Source organism: Serratia sp. PF-27 (assembly GCF_030053255.1).
Taxonomy (GTDB): Bacteria; Pseudomonadota; Gammaproteobacteria; order Enterobacterales; family Enterobacteriaceae; genus Serratia; species Serratia bockelmannii.
In genome coordinates this window covers 87,071-105,118 of the sequence record NZ_JASGBT010000022.1, presented here as the reverse complement: position 1 = coordinate 105,118, position 18,048 = coordinate 87,071, and the positions used below count along the sequence as shown (strand labels likewise).

Genomic DNA, 18,048 nt, shown 5'->3' with positions numbered 1-18,048 from the left:
GTCAGCGTCGGACGAGCGAATTCAGCACGGCGCTGATGCGCTCCCCTAAGCCGCGCCGGTTCACGGCTTCCGACATCATGGTGACATGATCGCCATCAACCAGGTTGACCGTCACCGCCGACGCCGGCAAATGCCCCTCCCAGCCGAGTGCCGAGCCGTCGCGGCGGTTGTAACCCGCCGGCTTGATGCGCTGCCAGTAGGCTTCCAGATCGTCGTTCAGCAAGCCGGGCATCTCCTCCACCGCTTTAAACAGGTGCAGATTAAGGCCGAGCGGCCGGATGACGCTGGCGCCGACCAGGGTCGCATAGTGATAACGCTTGCGCCATAACGCGGCTTCCTTCAGCGGATCGTCGAGGAAAGTGCTGATGCCCTGGCCGTGCAGCACCGCCAACGCCTCCTCCACCGACAGCGGCTGCAGGCGGGAGAACAGCGGCGCCTCCAGCGTCGGATGTTCCACCTCCAGCCAACTGAGGAATAGCTGTGTCGCATCGCGCATCGCCTGCTGCGGCCGCAGGGTGTCGAGCAGGCCCACCAGCGCCACCTCTTCCCCCTCCGCCTGCAGCCGTTCCGCCACCATGTAGGTCAAGATCCCGCCCGAAGAGTAACCGAACAGGTGATACGGCCCGCTGGCTTGCGCCTGCCGGATAACGCCGGCAACGATCTCCGCCATCGCCTCCATCGTTGCCGGCGGCGCGTCGGTCATCTCTGGCCACGGCACGGCATAAATCGGGAAGTCCGCATCGATCTCTTTGGCTATTTCATAAACATAGGAGTGATCGCCATAACCGGTCGGCATGAAGAAGACCGGCGGGCGCTGGCCGCTGCGGCGCGCCGGTAATGCCCTGAGCGGCTGTCCGCCCGTGCGCTGCTCGACATGCGCCGCCAGATCCGCCAGCACCGGGTGGTCAAAGATCGCCTGCACCTGCAGTGCGATCCCCCACTGCTGCGCCAGGCTGGCCTGACGGACCGCCAGCAGCGAATGGCCGCCCAGTTCGAAGAAGTTGTCGTGTCTGCCGATCTGCGGCAGCCCCAGCAACTCCGCCCACGCCTGCGCCAACAGCGTCTCGGTATCGCCGCGCGGCGCTTCGTAGGCTTCGCCTGCGGCGGCGGCCATCTCCGGCGCCGGCAGAGCCCGCCGATCAATCTTGCCGTTTGGCGTCAGCGGCATCGCCGCCAGCCAGACAAAGGCCGCAGGCAGCATATAGTCCGGCAGTTGCGCCGCCAGGTGCTGACGCAGCTCACCGGCCAACCCGTCGCTCGCCACGTTCTCACGCACGCTGATCCAGGCGATCAACCGCGTATCCGCACCGACGCAGCAGGCATCGACCACCGCTTCGTTCACCGCCGGGTGCGCCGCCAGGCGCGCCTCTATCTCACCCATCTCGATACGGAAGCCGCGAATTTTCACCTGACGATCGTTGCGTCGCTGATACTCGAGGTTGCCGTCCGCCCGGTAACGCACCAGATCGCCGGTGCGATACATGCGCCCGCCCGGGTTAAACGGATCGTTCAGGAAACGTTCCGCGGTCAGTTCCGGCCGGTTGAGGTACCCCAGCGCCACGCCGACGCCGCCGATATACAGCTCGCCAATCACGCCCAGCGGCGCCGGTCGGCCGCGCGCATCCAGCACATAGGCGCGGGTGTTGCCGATCGGTAAACCGATCGGCAAACGCATGGCGCCTTGCACCTCGGCGATCGCCGCCGTCGTGGCGAAGGTCGTCGCTTCCGTCGGCCCATAGGCATGGATCAGCTGTACCGGCCCCGCTTCCTGCAGCAGGCGTTCGAAGGCGCTCGGCTCCTCCTTTTCCCCACCGCAGATCAGATAGCGCAGCTGGGCGAGCGTCGCGCCCATGCTGTACACATACTGATTGAACAACGCGGTCGTCAGGAACAGCGTCGTCACGCGATGCTGCGTCAATGCGGCGCTCAAGCGCGCCGCATCCATCACGGTTTCCGCCGGGATCACCACCAGTTCGCCGCCGTTCAACAACGCCGCCCACACCTCCATCGTCGCGGCGTCGAAGGCCGGGTTAGCGGCATAAGCCACCCGTTCGGTCGCATCGAACGCCGCATAACGGTTGTTGATCACCAACCGAGTGATGCCCTGGTGCGGCGTCATCACGCCTTTAGGCAGCCCTGTGGAGCCGGACGTGTACATGATGTATGCCACCTCAGCGCTCGACAGCGACAGCGCCGGGTCGTTCTCGTCACCGCCGGAGATTGCCGGCCGCAGCAGCGGCAAGGTATCCCCGTCCGTCGCTTCACCGACGATAAGGCGCGCGCCGCTGTCCTCCAGGATCCACTGCTGACGCGCCGCTGGCAGCTGCGGGTCGATAGGTACATACACCGCGCCGGCCTTGAAGATCGCCAGTTGCGTCGCCACCAGATCGATGCTGCGCGTCAGACGCGTCGCCACGCGCTCGCCCGGTTGAATGCCGTGGGCGATCAGAGCATGCGCCAGCCGGTTAGCCTGGGCATTCAACGCCGCATAGCCGATCCGACGGTCGCCTTGCACGATCGCGACAGCCTGCGGCGCACGCTGCGCCTGGCGTTCAAACAGCTGATGCACGCAAAGCTCTGCCGGATAAGGCGCCGTCGTCTGATTCCATTCCTCCAGCAGCAGCCGGCGCTCAGACGGCGGCAGGATCTCCAGCTCGCTCGCCGGCAGGGTCGGCTGGCTTTCCAACGCCTGCGCCAATGAGGCCAGCGCCTGTTGCATATAGCCGCAGATCCTCGCCGCCGGCACCGGTTCGCTGACCTGCGCCGTCAGCCCCAGAGAGTCGCCGCCGTCTTCCACCGACAGGACGAACGGATAGTTGGTGCGCTCCTGCGCGCTCAACAGCGTCATGCCTTCCGGCAACACCAGCTCGCTGCCGTTGTTGTGGCGATAGTTGAGCAACGCGCTGAACAGCGGCATCCCCGCCGCCACGCCGCTGCAGCGCTGCGCCAGCGCCAGCGGCGCGTGCTCATGCTGCAGCAACCCGCTCAGCCGCGCGTGGGCCTGGCGCGCCGCCGTCGCCACATCGTCATCGCCGATGTCGAGGCGCAGCGGCAAGGTATTGATAAACAGCCCCATCGCTCGCTCGGCGCCTTCCCCCGCCTGCATGCGTCCCAGCAGCACGGTACCGAACACCACGCGGTCGTGGCCGCTGGTGCGGGCCAAGACCTGCGCCCAGGCCAAATGGCACAGGCTGGCCAGGCTCACGCCCAACCGTTTGGCCTGATGCCGCAGACGTTCGTTCAGCGCCTTGTCGATAGGCTGGTGCGCCGTGGTGACGCCCTTGCCATCGCCGCGCACGTTGCCGAGCCCGAACGGCAGCACCGGCTCTTCGATGTCCGCCAGCATGGCGCGGAAGAAGGTTTCATGTTCTTGCGCGCTGATGCTCAAACGCGCCTGCGCCACCGCATTGCGGAACGGCGGCGCGGCGCCCAGCTCGGCGCCTTTGCCGGCGAGGATCGCGGCGATCTCTTCTTCGATCAATGCCGCCGTGGAATGATCCCCCACCAAATGATGCCATTGCTGCAGCATCCACCAGCCGCCATCGCTATCTTGCGCCACCACGACGTTCAGCAGCGGCGCACGGCTGAGATCCAGACGCGCATGCTGCGGATCGAAGCGCGCCAGCAGTTGATCGCCAATCGCCCCCTGCGCCGGATCGAGCGTCAGCTCAGTCCACGGCAGCGCGGCGGCGCGCCAAACGACCTGTACCGGCTCGCGGATCGCCTCACTGATGAACGCTGTGCGCAGAATATCGTGGCGATCGATCACCTGTTGCATCGCGGCCCGCCAACGATCCAGACGCTCGCGGTTCTCAAAGCGCAACAGCGTAGACAGCAGGTACGGATCGCCCCGTTCCGCCAACAGGTGGTGGAACAGAATCCCCTCCTGCAACGGCGACAACGCATAGATATCCTGCACGTTGGCCACCCCGCCCGGCACGCGCGCCACGATGCTGTCGATCTCAACCTGGTTCAGCGAGGCCAGCGGCAGCAACTCAGGCGTGATGCGCGCGCTATCCGGCCGCAGCAGGTTCTCGGGGATCTCGATTTCGCAGCGCGCCTCCAGCGCCTCCGCCAGCGAGGCCAGCGTCGGGGCGGTAAACAGCGTTTGCACGTTCGCCGTCAGGCCGCAGCGACGCAGCTCCGCGATCAGTTTCACCGCCAGCAGCGAATGCCCGCCCAACTCGAAGAAATTGTCATGTCGGCCGACATTCGGCAGACCGAGCAATTCACCCCAGATCGCCGCCAACAGGGTTTCCGTGTCGCCCTGAGGCGCTTCATGGCCCACGCGCGCAAAGTCGCCGGCCTGTGGCGTCGGCAACGCGCGGCGATCCACTTTACCATTCGGGGTCAACGGCAAGTCGGCAAGCATCAGACAGGCCGCCGGCACCATGTAGTCCGGCAGCTGCGCCGCCAAATGCCGCCGCAGCTCGTCGGTCAGATCGCGGCCCTCGGCCTCGGCTTGCGGCACGATCCAGGCGATCAACGCAGAATGCGCACCGCGCACGTCAACCACCGCTTCGCGCACCGCCGGGTGCATTTCCAGCAGGACTTCAATCTCGCTGCACTCGATGCGGAAGCCGCGGATCTTCACCTGCTGATCGTTGCGTCCGCAGTAATCGAGGTTGCCGTCCGGCAGATAGCGCGCTAAATCGCCGGTGCGATACATGCGGCCTCCCTCGTTAAACGGATCCGCCAGGAAACGCTCGGCCGTGAGGTCTTCGCGATTAAGGTAACCCAGCGCCACGCCCACGCCGCCGATATACAGCTCGCCGATCGCGCCCAGCGGCACCGGCTGGCGATGTTCGTCCAGCAGATACACCCGCGTATTACCGATCGGCCGGCCAATCGGCAAACGGTGCCGCCCCGCCGCCACGGTGATGTGCGCCGAGGTAGCGGCAGTGGTGGCTTCCGTCGGGCCGTATCCGTTGATCAGCTGCACCCGGCCCCCCTCCTTCAGCACCCGGGTATAGGCATGAGGATCCGCCGCTTCGCCGCCGCTGATCAGGTATTTCAGCCCCGCTAACGTCGCGGGAATGCTGTGCGCATGCTGATTGAACAGCGAGGTTGGCAGCACCAGCACCGTAATCGCCTGGCGCGTCAGCAAATCGGCGAACGCCGAGGCGTCCAGCAAGACCGCCGGCGGCACTACCACCAGCGCGGCGCCGTTCAGCAAGGCTCCCCAAACTTCCAGCGTCGCCGGATCGAACGCCGGGTTGATGGCGAAAGCGATACGATCCGAGTCGCTGAACTCCGCATAACCGTTATTGATCACCAGTCGGTTGATCCCCTGATGCGGCACCATCACGCCTTTCGGCTTACCGGTTGAGCCGGAGGTGTACATGATGTAGGCCAGATCCAGACTGTTGCTCGCCAATATCGGCGCGCCGGACAGCAGGTCCGCGTCATCGCTTTGAGGCAGACGAGCGACGCCGACGCCGATCTGCGTGTCGTCCTCGCCGCCATTCAGCAACAGTACTGCACCGCTGTCGGCGATGATCCAGTTCTGGCGGCCGGCCGGCAGCTGCGGATCAACCGGCACATAGGCAGCACCGGCCTTAAGGATCGCCAATTGGGCGATCACCAGGGCGGCGCTGCGCTCAAACCGGACCGCCACGCGCTGGCCGGGCTCCACGCCCGCCTTAATCAGGCGCCAGGCCAGCCGATTGGCGTGCTCCGCCAACTGCGAGTAGCAAATAAGCTGCTCGCCATCGACCAACGCCGTCGCCTGCGGCGTGCGCCGCGCCTGCTCGTCGAACAGTTGATGCACGCACGCCTGCGCCGGATACGCCCGCTCGGTGCGGTTCCACTCGTGCAGCAGCAGCTGACGTTCGGCCGCAGGCAGCAGATCGACGCGCGCCGCCGGCTGGTCAAGATCCGCCGCCATCGCTCGCAGCGCCTGCTGCAGATACGCGCCGTAGCGCACCGCCGTGTCGCGATCGAACAAGGCGCTGGCGTAGTTCAACGAGCCGACAATGCCGCTGCCGCTTTCCGCCAACTCGAGCGTCATGTCGAATTTCGCGACGTCATAGCTCAGCCCGGCATCCGTCGTTTGCAGGCCCGGCAATGCGATATCGCGCACCGAGCCGTCCTGCCAGGCCAGCATCACCTGGAACAGCGGCGTCGCGTCCAGCTGGCGCGGCGGATTGACCACCTCCACCACCTGTTCAAACGGCAGATCGCCGTTTTCCCGCGCCGCCAATACCGTCTCGCGCACGCGTTCGAGCAAGATTTTCAGCGTCGGCTCACCGCGCAGATCGACATGCATCGCCAGCGTGCTAACGAAGAAGCCGGCCAGCGGTTCGATTTCCAGCCTGCTGCGGTTGGCCTCCGGGGTGCCAATCACCACCTGCGGTTGGCCGGCCATGCGGGACAACACCAAACTCCAGGCGGCCAGCACCGTCATGAACAGCGTGCCGCCGTATTGGCGGCTCAACCGCCGCAGCGCGTCGGTGAGCGCCGCGTCGATAACCAGAGGCACCTCGCCGCCGGCGAACGACTGCATCGCCGGACGCGGCCGATCGGTCGGCAGCGTCAGCAGCGCCGGCGCATCGCCCAGCGTCTGGCGCCAGAACGCCGCCTGCTCGGCCAACCGTTCCTGCGTCAGCCACTGGCGCTGCCAAACGGCATAATCGACATAGTGCACCGCCAGCGGCGGCAGCGGAGACGGTTCACCGCGTTGGAAGGCGCCATACAATGCGCTCAACTCCCGCATCAGGATCCCGGTAGACCAGCCGTCGGAAACGATATGGTGGCAGGTCAGCAGGAACAGATGCCGCCGCTCGCTCACTTGCAGCAAGCAAGCCCGCACCAGCGGCCCCCTTTCCAGATCGAACGGCGCTTTCATCGCCGTTTCGGCTAGCGCGTGCAAACGTTGCTCCGCATGACGCTCGCCGCGCAAGTCGTGATGCGCCAGCGGCATGGCCGCCTCCGGCAAGATCCGCACCTGAGGTTGCCCATCCTGGCAAACAAACACGCTGCGCAAGGCTTCGTGGCGGGCATACAGCGCGTCGAGGCTGCGTTGGAACGCCGGCGCATCCAGGTCGCCGTCAAGGCGCAACGCCAGAGGGATATGGTAAGTCTCGCCGATCCCGCCCATTTGGCTCAGGAACCACAGCCGCTGCTGGGCAAACGACAACGGCAATGCGTCGTGACGTGGGGTCGGCACGATGGCCGTCGGCTGCGTCGCCCCCTCCCGTTCCAGCCACTGCGCCAGCGCCTGCAACACCGGCGCAGCGAACAGCGCCGACAGCGGCAGCCGCCAGCCGGCCTGCTGTACCCGATTGGCCAACTGTACCGCCAGCAGCGAATGTCCGCCCAGAGCGAAGAAATCATCATGACGACCTACGCGTTCAACATTCAGCAACTGACGCCAGATGGACGCCAGCAGGCGTTCTCGTTCATTGGCCGGCGCTTCATAAACGGCGCGCGCGGCGGCCCCCAGCTCAGGCGCCGGCAGCGCGCGTTTGTCCAGTTTGCCGTTGGTGGTCAGCGGCAACGCGTCCAGCCACACAAAGGCCGTCGGCACCATATAGTCCGGCAGACGGCCGGCCAGATGCTGGCGCAGCCGCAGCGCCAGCGTTTCCCGATCTCCCTCTTCGCCCGGCACCGCCCAGGCCACCAAACGTTTGTCGCCGCCGTTGTCCTGCCAGGCGTCAACCGCCACGCTGCGGACCTCAGGATGGTCCAGCAGCGCCGCCTCCACCTCACCGCACTCAATGCGGAAACCGCGAATTTTCACCTGCTGGTCGTTGCGCCCCAGGTACTCCAGCTCACCGTTCGGCAGATAGCGCGCCAGATCGCCGGCGCGATACATCCGTTCTCCCGCCACGAAAGGATCGTCGAGGAAACGTTGCGCATTCAGCTCCGGCCGATTCAGGTAGCCGCGCGCCACGCCCAGCCCGCCGACATACAGCTCACCCACTGCGCCCTGCGCCACCGGCTGACCGTGTTCGTCAAGCAGATACAGGCGCAGATCCGGGATGCGGCGGCCGATCGGGCTGCCGCTGCCGGTGATGTCCGCAGGAGACATTTCCCGGTAGGTGACGTGCACCGTCGTTTCCGTTATGCCGTACATATTGATTAACCGCGGCGCGTCCGGCCGATTACGGGCATACCACGGCGCCAGATCGGCCGGATTCAGCATTTCGCCGCCGAAGACGATGTAGCGCAGCCGATGCGGCGTGTCGTCCTGAGCTTGAATGAACGCTTTAAAGGCGCTTGGCGTCTGATTCAGCACCGTCACGCCCTGGTGACAAACCAACTGATAGAACGCGGGGGCAGAGCGCGCCGTTTCCTGCGGCACGATCACCAACCGGCCGCCGTGGCGCCACGCGCCCCAGATTTCCCATACCGAGAAATCGAAGGCGAACGAGTGGAACAGACACCAGACATCCCCGGCGTCAAAGCCGAAACCGGCGTCGGTCGCGGTAAACAGGCGCTCAACCTGACGGTGTTCCACCATCACGCCTTTCGGCTTACCGGTCGATCCGGAGGTATAGATCACATAGGCCAGATTGGCCGCCGTCAGCCCCGCAACCTGCGGATTGGCGGCCTCGGTGCCCCAGTCTTCCTCCAGCGCCATCGTCGGCACATCAGCCCCGCTCAGCGCCGAACGCCCTGCGGCGTCGGCCAGCAGCAACACCGGCCGGGCATCGTGTAAAATGTACTCCAGACGTTCGCCGGTATAAGCCGGATCGAGCGGCACATAGGCGCCGCCCGCTTTCAGGATCGCCAGCAACCCGACCAGCATCGGCGTGCTGCGCTCCGCACACAGCGCCACCAGACGATCGGGCCCGACGCCGCGCGCGATCAACACCTGCGCCAACGCGTTGGCTCGTTCATTGAGCGCCCGATAGCTGAGGCGTTCTTCTCCGCACACCACGGCGATCGCCTCTGGCGTGCGCAGCGCCAGCCGCTCCAGGTGATGGTGCGGGCAGAGATCCGCCCGCGGTTCGTCCGGCGTCCGGTTCCAGCCATGCAACAACCGCTGCCGTTCGTTCTGCGGCAACAGCGCAAGCTGCGAAACCGGCTGCGGCGCCGCCAACGCGATGCTCTGCAACACCTGGCGCAGATAGATCCCGTAGCGCTCGGCGGTTTCACGATCGAACAGCGCGGTGGCGTAATACAGCGAACCGGCGATCTCTTCGCCGATCTCGGTCAGATCCAGCGTCATGTCATATTTCGCCGCGGCATAGCCGGCATCGATCGCTTCCGCCTGCAGCCCCGGCAGGCCGATGTCGTGCACCGAACCGTCCTGCCAGCTCAGCATCACCTGGAACAACGGAGTATGGCCACGATGACGCGGCGGGTTCACCTGTTCAACCACCTGCTCGAAAGGCAGATCGCCATGATCGCGCGCCGCCAGCAGCGTATCGCGCACGCGCAGCGCCAACGTCGACAAATCCGGATCGTCGGACAGATCGATGCGCAGCGCCAAGGTGCTGACGAAGAAGCCGATCATCGGCTCCGTTTCCAGCCGGCGACGGTTGGCCTCCGGCGTGCCGATCACCAGATCGCGCTGCCCCGACAAACGGGACAGCACGACGCTCCACGCCGTCAACAGCGTGATGAACAGCGTGCATCCCTGACGCAGGCTGAATTGCCTCAGCGCTGCAGTCAGTTCGGCATCGAGCGAGACGGCCACCCGATCCCCGGCGAATGACTGCACCGCCGGGCGCGGACGGTCGGTCGGCAGCGTCAACAGCGCTGGCGCATCGCCCAACGTCTGGCGCCAATAATCGGCCTGCTTCGACAACCGCGCCGGCTGCAGCCATTGCCGCTGCCAGTGGGCGTAATCCGCGTATTGCAACGCCAGCGGCGGCAGCGGCGATGGTTCGCCGCGACACAACGCGCCATACAACGCACCCAGCTCCCGCAGCAATATGCCGTTCGACCAACCATCGGAAATGATGTGGTGGCAGGTCAACGTGAACAGCTGTTCCTCGTCGCTCAGCCGGATAAGGCTGGCGCGCAACAGCGGGCCCCCGGCCAGATCAAAGGGCGCCGCAGCCTCTTCCCGTATCAGCATGGCGGCACGCGCCTGCGCATCCGCGTCACCGCGCAGATCGTGGATCGTCAGCGGCAAACCGGCGATCGGCAAAATGAGCGCCTGCGGCTGGCCGTCGCGGCTGATAAAGACGGTACGCAACGCGTCGTGGCGCGCATAAAGCGCGTCGAGGCTGCTCTGCCAGGCGGCCAGATTCAGCGGCCCACGCAGCCGCAGCGCCAGCGGCATGTGGTAAATTTCGCTCATGCCGTCCAGTTGGGTCAGGAACCACAGGCGCTGCTGAGCGAACGACAGCGGTAAGGCCGCATCGCGCGGCGCAGGCAGAATCGGCGGCAGGCTTTCCGCCTGCGTGATCTGGCGCGCCAGCGCCTGCAGGACCGGGTTGGCGAACAGCGCCTGCAGCGACAGCGGCAACCCGCTTTGCTGCAGGCGGTTGGCCAAACGCACCGCCAACAACGAATGGCCGCCCAGGGCGAAGAAGCTGTCGTTGCGGCCAACCTGATCCACGCCCAGCAGTTCTTCCCACAGCGCAGCCAGACGCTGCTCGACGTCCCCCAGCGGCGCCTCGTAGGCTTCACGACGATAGGCCTCGCCCGACGGGTCGGGCAATGCGCGGCGATCGAGCTTGCCGTTTGGTGACAGCGGCAGCGCCTCCAGCAGCACGCAAGCGGCCGGCACCATGTAATCCGGCAGTTTGTCGGCCAAATGCCGGCGCAGCACCTCCGCCAGCGACGCCTCATCGGCACCTGGCTGCGGCACCACCCAGGCGATCAGGCGTTTCTCACCGCCGTCGCCGCCGTGCGCATCCACCACGGCTTCGCGCACCTGCGGATGCGCGGCCAGCGCCGCCTCTATCTCGCCGCATTCGATACGGAAACCGCGGATCTTCACCTGCTGATCGTTGCGGCCCAGATACTCGATATTGCCGTCCGGCAGGTAGCGGGCCACGTCGCCGGTGCGGTACATGCGGCCGCCGTGGCCGGCATCGAACGGATCGGCCAGGAAGCGCTCCGCCGTCAGTTCAGGCCGGTTGAAATAGCCGCGCGCTACCTGGATGCCGCCGATATACAGCTCGCCAACCGCCCCCAGCGGCACCGGCTGCCCTTGTTCATCGAGCAGATAGATCCGCGTATTGGCCACCGGCCGCCCAATGGGCACCGACACCAGCCCGGGTTGGCGGGTGCAGTGCCAAGCGGTCACGTCCACCGCCGCTTCGGTCGGACCATAGAGGTTATGCAACTCGACATGCGGCATCTGGCGGTAGAACTCCGCCACCAGCGAGGCGGGCAGCGCCTCGCCGCTGCACATGACGCGCACCACCTGCCCACAGCGGCGGCTCGCGCCTTCATACAGCAGGAAGCTTTGCAGCATCGACGGCACAAAGTGCAGCGTTGTCACGCCATACTGTTCAATGGCGCGGCTCAGGTACTCCGGATCCTTGTGGCCTTCCGGGCGCGCCATCACCAGGCGCGCGCCATACATCAACGGCCAGAAGAATTCCCACACCGAGACGTCGAAGCCGAACGGCGTTTTCTGCAGCACCGTATCCGCCGGCGTCAACCCATAAGCCTGCTGCATCCAGATCAGGCGGTTAACGATGCCGCGATGCTCATTCATCGCGCCTTTCGGTTTTCCGGTCGAGCCGGAGGTATAAATCACGTAGGCCAAATGATTGGGCTGCGCGCGCGGCGCCGGGTTATCGGCGTTCAGATCGTCCGGCAACGGTTCATCCAGCGCCAGCAGCGGCACCGCGTGTTCGCCCAGCGCCGCGCGGCCGGCGGCGTCCGCCAGCAGCAGCATCGGATCGGCGTCCTGCAGGATATATTGCAGACGTTCGCCCGGATAAGCCGGATCCAGAGGCACATAGGCGCCGCCGGCCTTGAGGATGCCGAACAATGCCGTCACCATCGCCAGGCTGCGCTCGGCGCACACTGCCACCCGGCAATCCGGCCCGACGCCGCGCTGCATCAGCGCGTGCGCCAGGCGATTGGCCTGCGCGTTCAGTTGGGCGTAGCTCAGTTCGGCGTCGCCGCAAACCAGCGCCACGGCGTCCGGCGTGCGGCGCACCTGCGCTTCAAATAGCCCATGCAGGCAAACGTCCTGCGGATAAGGCTGTGCCGTTGCGTTCCAACCATTGATCAGCAAGGCGTACTCGTCGTCCGGCAGAATCGACAGTTCACGCACCGGCATTTCCGGCGTGTGTTCCAGCGCATTCACCAGAGCGGTCAACGCCTGTTGCATATAGCGGCACACCCGCGAGGCTTCAATGGGGTCGATGACCTGCGCCGTCAACGCCAGCGAATCCATGCCGTCGTCCACCGACAGCACGAACGGGTAGTTGGTGCGTTCGTCCGCGCCGATCAGGCTGACCCCTTCCGGCAGCGCCAAGGCTTCCCCGTCGTTGTGGCGGTAGTTCAGCAGCGCACTGAACAGCGGCGCACCGCTTTTCACGCCGCTGCAGCGCTGCGCCAACGCCAGCGAGGCGTGCTCATGCGCCAGCAAGCCGCTCAGGTGCGCATGCGCCTGCCGCACCGACGCCTCAACGCTGCGCCCGTCCATATCCAGCCGCAGCGGCAGCGTATTGATGAATAGCCCCAGCGCCCGGTCGGCGCCTTCGCCCGATTCCATGCGGCCCAGCAGCACCGTGCCGAACACCACGGCATCACGCCCGCTGGTGCGCGCCAGCACCTGCGCCCAGGCCAGATGACACAGGCTGGCCAGGCTGACGCCCAGCCGCTTCGCCTGTCGACGCAGGCCGGCATTCAGCGCAGGCGCCAGCGCCAGACGGCCGGTATTGGCGCACTGTCCGTCGCCGTGTACGTTGCCGAGCCCGAACGGCAGCACCGGTTCGTCGATATCCGCCAGCATGCCGCGGAAGAAACGCTCATGTTCCTGTTCGCTGAGCCCCAAACGCGCTTGCGCCACCGCATTGCGGAACGGCTGCGCGCAGCCCAGCGTATCGCCGCGCCCGGCCAGAATGGCGTTGACTTCTTCTCCCATCATCGCCAGCGTCGAGTGGTCGCCAATCAGGTGGTGCCACTGCTGCAAGACGTACCAGCTGCCGTCGCTCTCTTCGGCGATAACGTAATACAGCAGCGGTGCCCGCGTCAGATCCTGCCGGATCCGTCGGGGGTCGAAGCGCGCTTCCAGCTGACGGCCGACCGGCCCCTCGGCCGGATCCAGCGCCAGCTCGATCACCGCTAAACGCGCCCGACGCCAGACGACCTGTACCGGTTCGGACAGCCCCGCACCGACAAAGGCCGTGCGCAAAATGTCATGACGCTCCACCACCTGCTGCATCGCCGCCAGCCAGCGATCGAAACGCGCCCGGCTGTCGAAACGCAGCAGTGCCGACAGCAGGTAGGGGTCGCCCTCTTCCGCCAGCATGTGGTGGAACAAGATCCCTTCCTGCAACGGGGAAAGGGCGTAGATATCCTGTACGTTGTCGATGCCCCCCTCCACACCGTCGACGATCTGATCGATCTCCGCCTGAGTCAGATCGGCCAGCGGCAGCATCTGCGGCGTGATTGCACGGCAGCCCGGCGCAATCACGTTTTCCGGCACCTGAATCCGCTGCTGCGACACCAGCGTTTGTGCCAGAGCCGACAGCGTTGGCGTGGAGAACAGCGCCTGAACGCTCGCCGACAGCCCGGCCTGGCGCAGCTGCGCCATCAGCTTCACCGCCAACAGCGAATGGCCGCCCAACTCGAAGAAGTTGTCGTGACGCCCCACGCGTTCAACGCTCAGCAACCCCTGCCAAATCTGAGCCAGCAGCGTTTCGGTTTCCCCCTGTGGCTCGACATAGGCTTCGCGCATGGTGGCGTCCGGCGCCGGTACCGGCAACGCGCGCCGATCCAGTTTGCCGTTCGGCGACAGCGGCAGCGCCTCCAGCCACACAAAGGCCGTCGGCACCATATAATCCGGCAACGTTGTAGCGAGTGCCCGGCGCAACGTCTGCGCCAGCGCCTCACGCTCCGCCTCCGGCTGCGGCACGATCCAGGCCACCAGACGTTTGTCGCCTTCGCCATCCGTGAGCGCATCCACCACCGCGTCGCGCACGGCGGCATGCATAGCCAGCTGCGACTCGATTTCACCGCATTCAATGCGGAAGCCGCGAATTTTTACCTGCAGATCGTTGCGGCCCAGATACTCCAGGCTGCCATCCGGCATATAGCGCGCCAGATCGCCGGTGCGGTACATGCGGTCGCCCGGCGCGAAAGGATCGGCCAGGAAACGCTCCGCCGTCAGCGCCGGCTGGTTCAGGTAACCGCGCGCCACCTGCGCGCCGCCGATATACAGTTCACCCACGGCGCCCAGCGGTACCGGCTGGCCATCGTCATCCAGCAAGTACGCCCGGCCGTTGGCGATAGGCCGGCCGATAGACGGCATCGCCGTACCGACCGCCGGCTCGCCCGAAGTCGCTACCACGGTCGTCTCCGTCGGCCCATAGTTATTCACAATGGTTACACCAGGCGGCGCCGGCAGCGGCCAGCGGCGAATGCTGTCGCCGCCGATCAGCAGCATCCGCAGATCGGCAGGCATCTCGCCCATCAGTGCGATCTCAGCCAGCGGCGTCACCATAAACCCGACCTGCACACCGCTGCCACGCCACCATTGCAGCAGCGCTTCGCCATTGCCCGCCGCCTCTGCCGGTGGCAGCAGCAGCGTCGCCCCCTGCGTCAACGTCGGCCAGATTTCCCAAACGCTGGCGTCAAAACCCAACCCCGCCATGCTGGTCGTTCGCTCACCAGCCTGCAAACCGGTCGCTTCGCAGTGCCACATGATCAGGTTGATCAGGTGCGCCTGCTCCACCATTACCCCTTTCGGTTTGCCGGTCGAGCCCGAGGTGTAAACCACATACGCCAGGCTGCCTGGCTGCGCGCGCGGCGGCAGGTCGTGATCCTGCTCTGGCAGCGCGTCTTCCAGCGCCAACAACGGCGCTGCTACCGCCCCCAGCGCGGCGCGGCCGGTACTATCCGCCAACAGCAGCGCCGGCGCGCAGTCCTGCACGATATAGTGCAGACGCTCAGCGGGATAAGCCGGATCCAGCGGCACATAGGCGCCGCCGGCTTTCAGGATCGCCAGCAGTGCGACGATCATCTCCGGGCTGCGCGCGGCGCAGACCGCTACGCGGCTTTCCGGCCCTACGCCGCGTGCCGTCAGGTAATGCGCCAGCCGGTTGGCGCGCGCGTTCAATTCCGCATAGCTCAGCGACATCGCCCCCTGAGACAGCGCCGGCACCGTCGGCGTACGCCGCGCCTGCGCTTCAAACAGGGCCGACACGCTCGACGCCTGCGGGAAAGCCCGGTGCGTGCGGTTGCGCACGTTGAGCAATAGCTCTCGCTCCGCCTGGCTCAGTAAACGATCGCCTCGCACCGGCGCATTCGGCGCCGCAGCGGCCTGCCGGAGCAGCAATAGCAGATGCTGCGCGGCACGCAGCATCTGCTCGTCCCCCACCGCGGCGCTGTCGTACACCCAACGGAAAGCGGCGTTGCTTTCACAGATTTGCAGCACTGCCCGAGCGCCGGAGCGTTTCACCGCCGCTGCGCCCTCCTGACTGTCGTCGAATCCCGGCGAGGTGTCGCGGCGCAATAGCGTCACGACGGTTGACCAGGCGCGCGAACGCGTGTCCAGGCCGAGCAATGCCGGATGGTAGGCGCGACGCGCGCGCGCCTGCTGCCATTCGCGTCGCATCTGCACCTGCGCCTCGGCGAAACCCAGCGTCGGATTCAGCGAGATCTGCAGCGGCAGTGTCCAAACCTGGCCCGGTTCGCCGATGACGTCGTCCGTCGCGTTCAGCCAGCCAAGTTGGAAATCACTTTCGCCGCCCATCAATCCCAGATACAGCGCCAGCCCGGTCAACACCGCTTCAACCTCGATCTTGCCCGCGTGTTGCCAGGCCGTAGCCTGCCATGCCGGCCGGGCTTCGCGCTGCCAGGCCACCGGGAACGCCGCCGGGGCAAACTGCGCCAATCGCGGTTGCCAGAAGGCCGCATGATGCCCACCGGCCGCCTGTCGCTCCTCCAATCGTTTCGCCTGCGAAGGATCAAGCAACGGTAACGGCTCGCCCACCGTCAAACCGTGCAGCTGCGCCAGCGCTTCCCCCGCCGTCAGCTCGCCTTCGGCGGTGAACCAGCCCCCGATCCGCACCGCCCCTTCCGCCGTGGCGATATTCCAACCCGCATCGTCGACGCAGAGCAGCGTACCGGGTGGCGCATTGTCGGCGTCAGGCAGCATTTCCAGGCGCCCAACGCCCAGCGCCCGGTCGGCCAACAGGATTTTCAGCGGGCAATTCCCCGCAGGATGGCCGAGTGACGTCGCGAGGCGCACCAGCTCAGCAGCAGGGCGATCCCAGCGGATGAAGCCGGCGGCCGGCGGCAGTCGACGGAGATCATAGAAACTGCCGCTGACGTCCGCTTCAGGCTGCGCAGAGATCTGTTGCATCACCTGGGCAATGCTGCCTTCAGGTTGTTCAGAGAGGAGCCGCAGAATAAATTGGAAACGCCGTTGTAAACTCTCAAGCTGGCTTAATGAATGGGCATGCGGCGCATCGGCAAACATGACGTCCAACTCTTGCGCCTGCTGATCTTCGTAAAATAGAATTTGCATATCGCTGACGGCGATGTTGCCACCGTAGTACCAACGTGTCTTACATCCCCAAAACGGATCGCCATGATCGAAGGAAACGATATTGATGGCGGGACCAAACCAGGATGAACTCATGGTGCTGCGATCGCGACGAATATCCTCACCGCGATATAATTGCCGACGAACCACTTTGGCTATTTCCGCAGCGACCTGTTGTGCAAAATCAGCCAGACGACTTTCAGGGTTAATAGCTAAAATCAGTGGCACCACATTCGCAGTCATACCAATACTGTTTCGCTCTCGCGTACCGGTCACCGGCAGGCTGAAATTCAATAAGGTCTGACCAGTAATACTATGGAAACATAATGCGACGGCCGCCGCCAATATATGAGCGCGATGTACGCCGGCTTTTTCCGCCCCCCGATCAATCGCCGCTATCTCATTTATTTTTAATGTGTGATTGCTGATTTGCATGGACGAATAAGGGACGAGTTTCTCCTGACGCGTCAGGCTATGAGGCGCGGCGAGCGTATAGCCTTGCCAGAACTGTTTATCGGTGGCGAAGCGGGAAGAATCGCGGTACTGCAGGTCGTGTTCATAGAGCCGGGTAAAACTGCAATTACTGAATTCAGGAATGTTTTTTTTCTCAGCTAATGCGTTGTAATACAGCGCGATACGACGCATAAACTCTTCGGCGCTGCGGCCATCTACCAGCATGTGGTGAAAACGTCGGTAAAGGATATAGTTGCCCGGCGCCAACGTCAGTAAGGCAAAACCGAACAGGTCCTGATCCAGCGCGGAGATCACGCGATCGGCATCTTGCCGCATCCAGCGCTGCGCCGCCAGCTCAGGGTATTCCTGGCTGCTGAAGTCATGCACGGAAAGCGGGTCATGACTGCGCGCCGCACGGTATTGATAAAGCTCGCCGTCTTGTTCGGTGAAATGGGCCTGCATCGCCGGCGTTTCTTCAATGATCGCGTCTATCGCCTGGCGCAGCAGGGCTATCTGCAACGGCCCTTGTATCGTGCCGTATCCCCACATATTGAATGGCAAGCCTTCAGACATGCTGGCGCTCAGCCAAAGCTCGCGCTGAGCGGTGGTAATTTCATGCAGTTCGACTTTTTCCAACGAAATATGAGCACCCGTACGGAATTCCCCACTCTTCACATCAGTTTGTTTGTTCATAATATTCTCTAGCACGTTTTCATTACGTTAATGAAAGGGACCGTCCGGATTTAGGCAAAGCCTGGCCGTCCGACAGTTCAAGTCAGAATAAAAAACCGTAGAAAAGCTGGGTCTCCCCCAACTAAGAAAGAATGAAATGGTTAATCCAGAGGTTCCCCCCTGTGCCTCAATTTGTAGAGCTGTGAAGTATAGGAGAGGATATTTTTTTTGGCGAAATGTGCGAAAGGGAATAAATGACCATTTTATTTCCCCGATATTACTCAGGG

General features: G+C 64.6%; 1 protein-coding gene. It reads right to left on the bottom strand.

What is annotated here, in order from left to right; genetic code table 11:
* Window position 1: 1 nt before the first annotated feature.
* Window positions 2–17,782 carry a non-ribosomal peptide synthetase gene (locus QMZ29_RS19940; protein WP_282980867.1) on the bottom strand — a complete coding sequence of 5,927 codons (17,781 nt, stop codon included), beginning with the start codon at window positions 17,780–17,782 and terminating at the stop codon, window positions 2–4.
* Window positions 17,783–18,048 lie beyond the last annotated feature (266 nt).

Bases quoted from the DNA above. Each gene is read 5' to 3' on its own strand.
- QMZ29_RS19940 (WP_282980867.1), bottom strand. From the start codon at position 17,782: ATGAACAAACAAACTGATGTGAAGAGTGGGGAATTCCGTACGGGTGCT.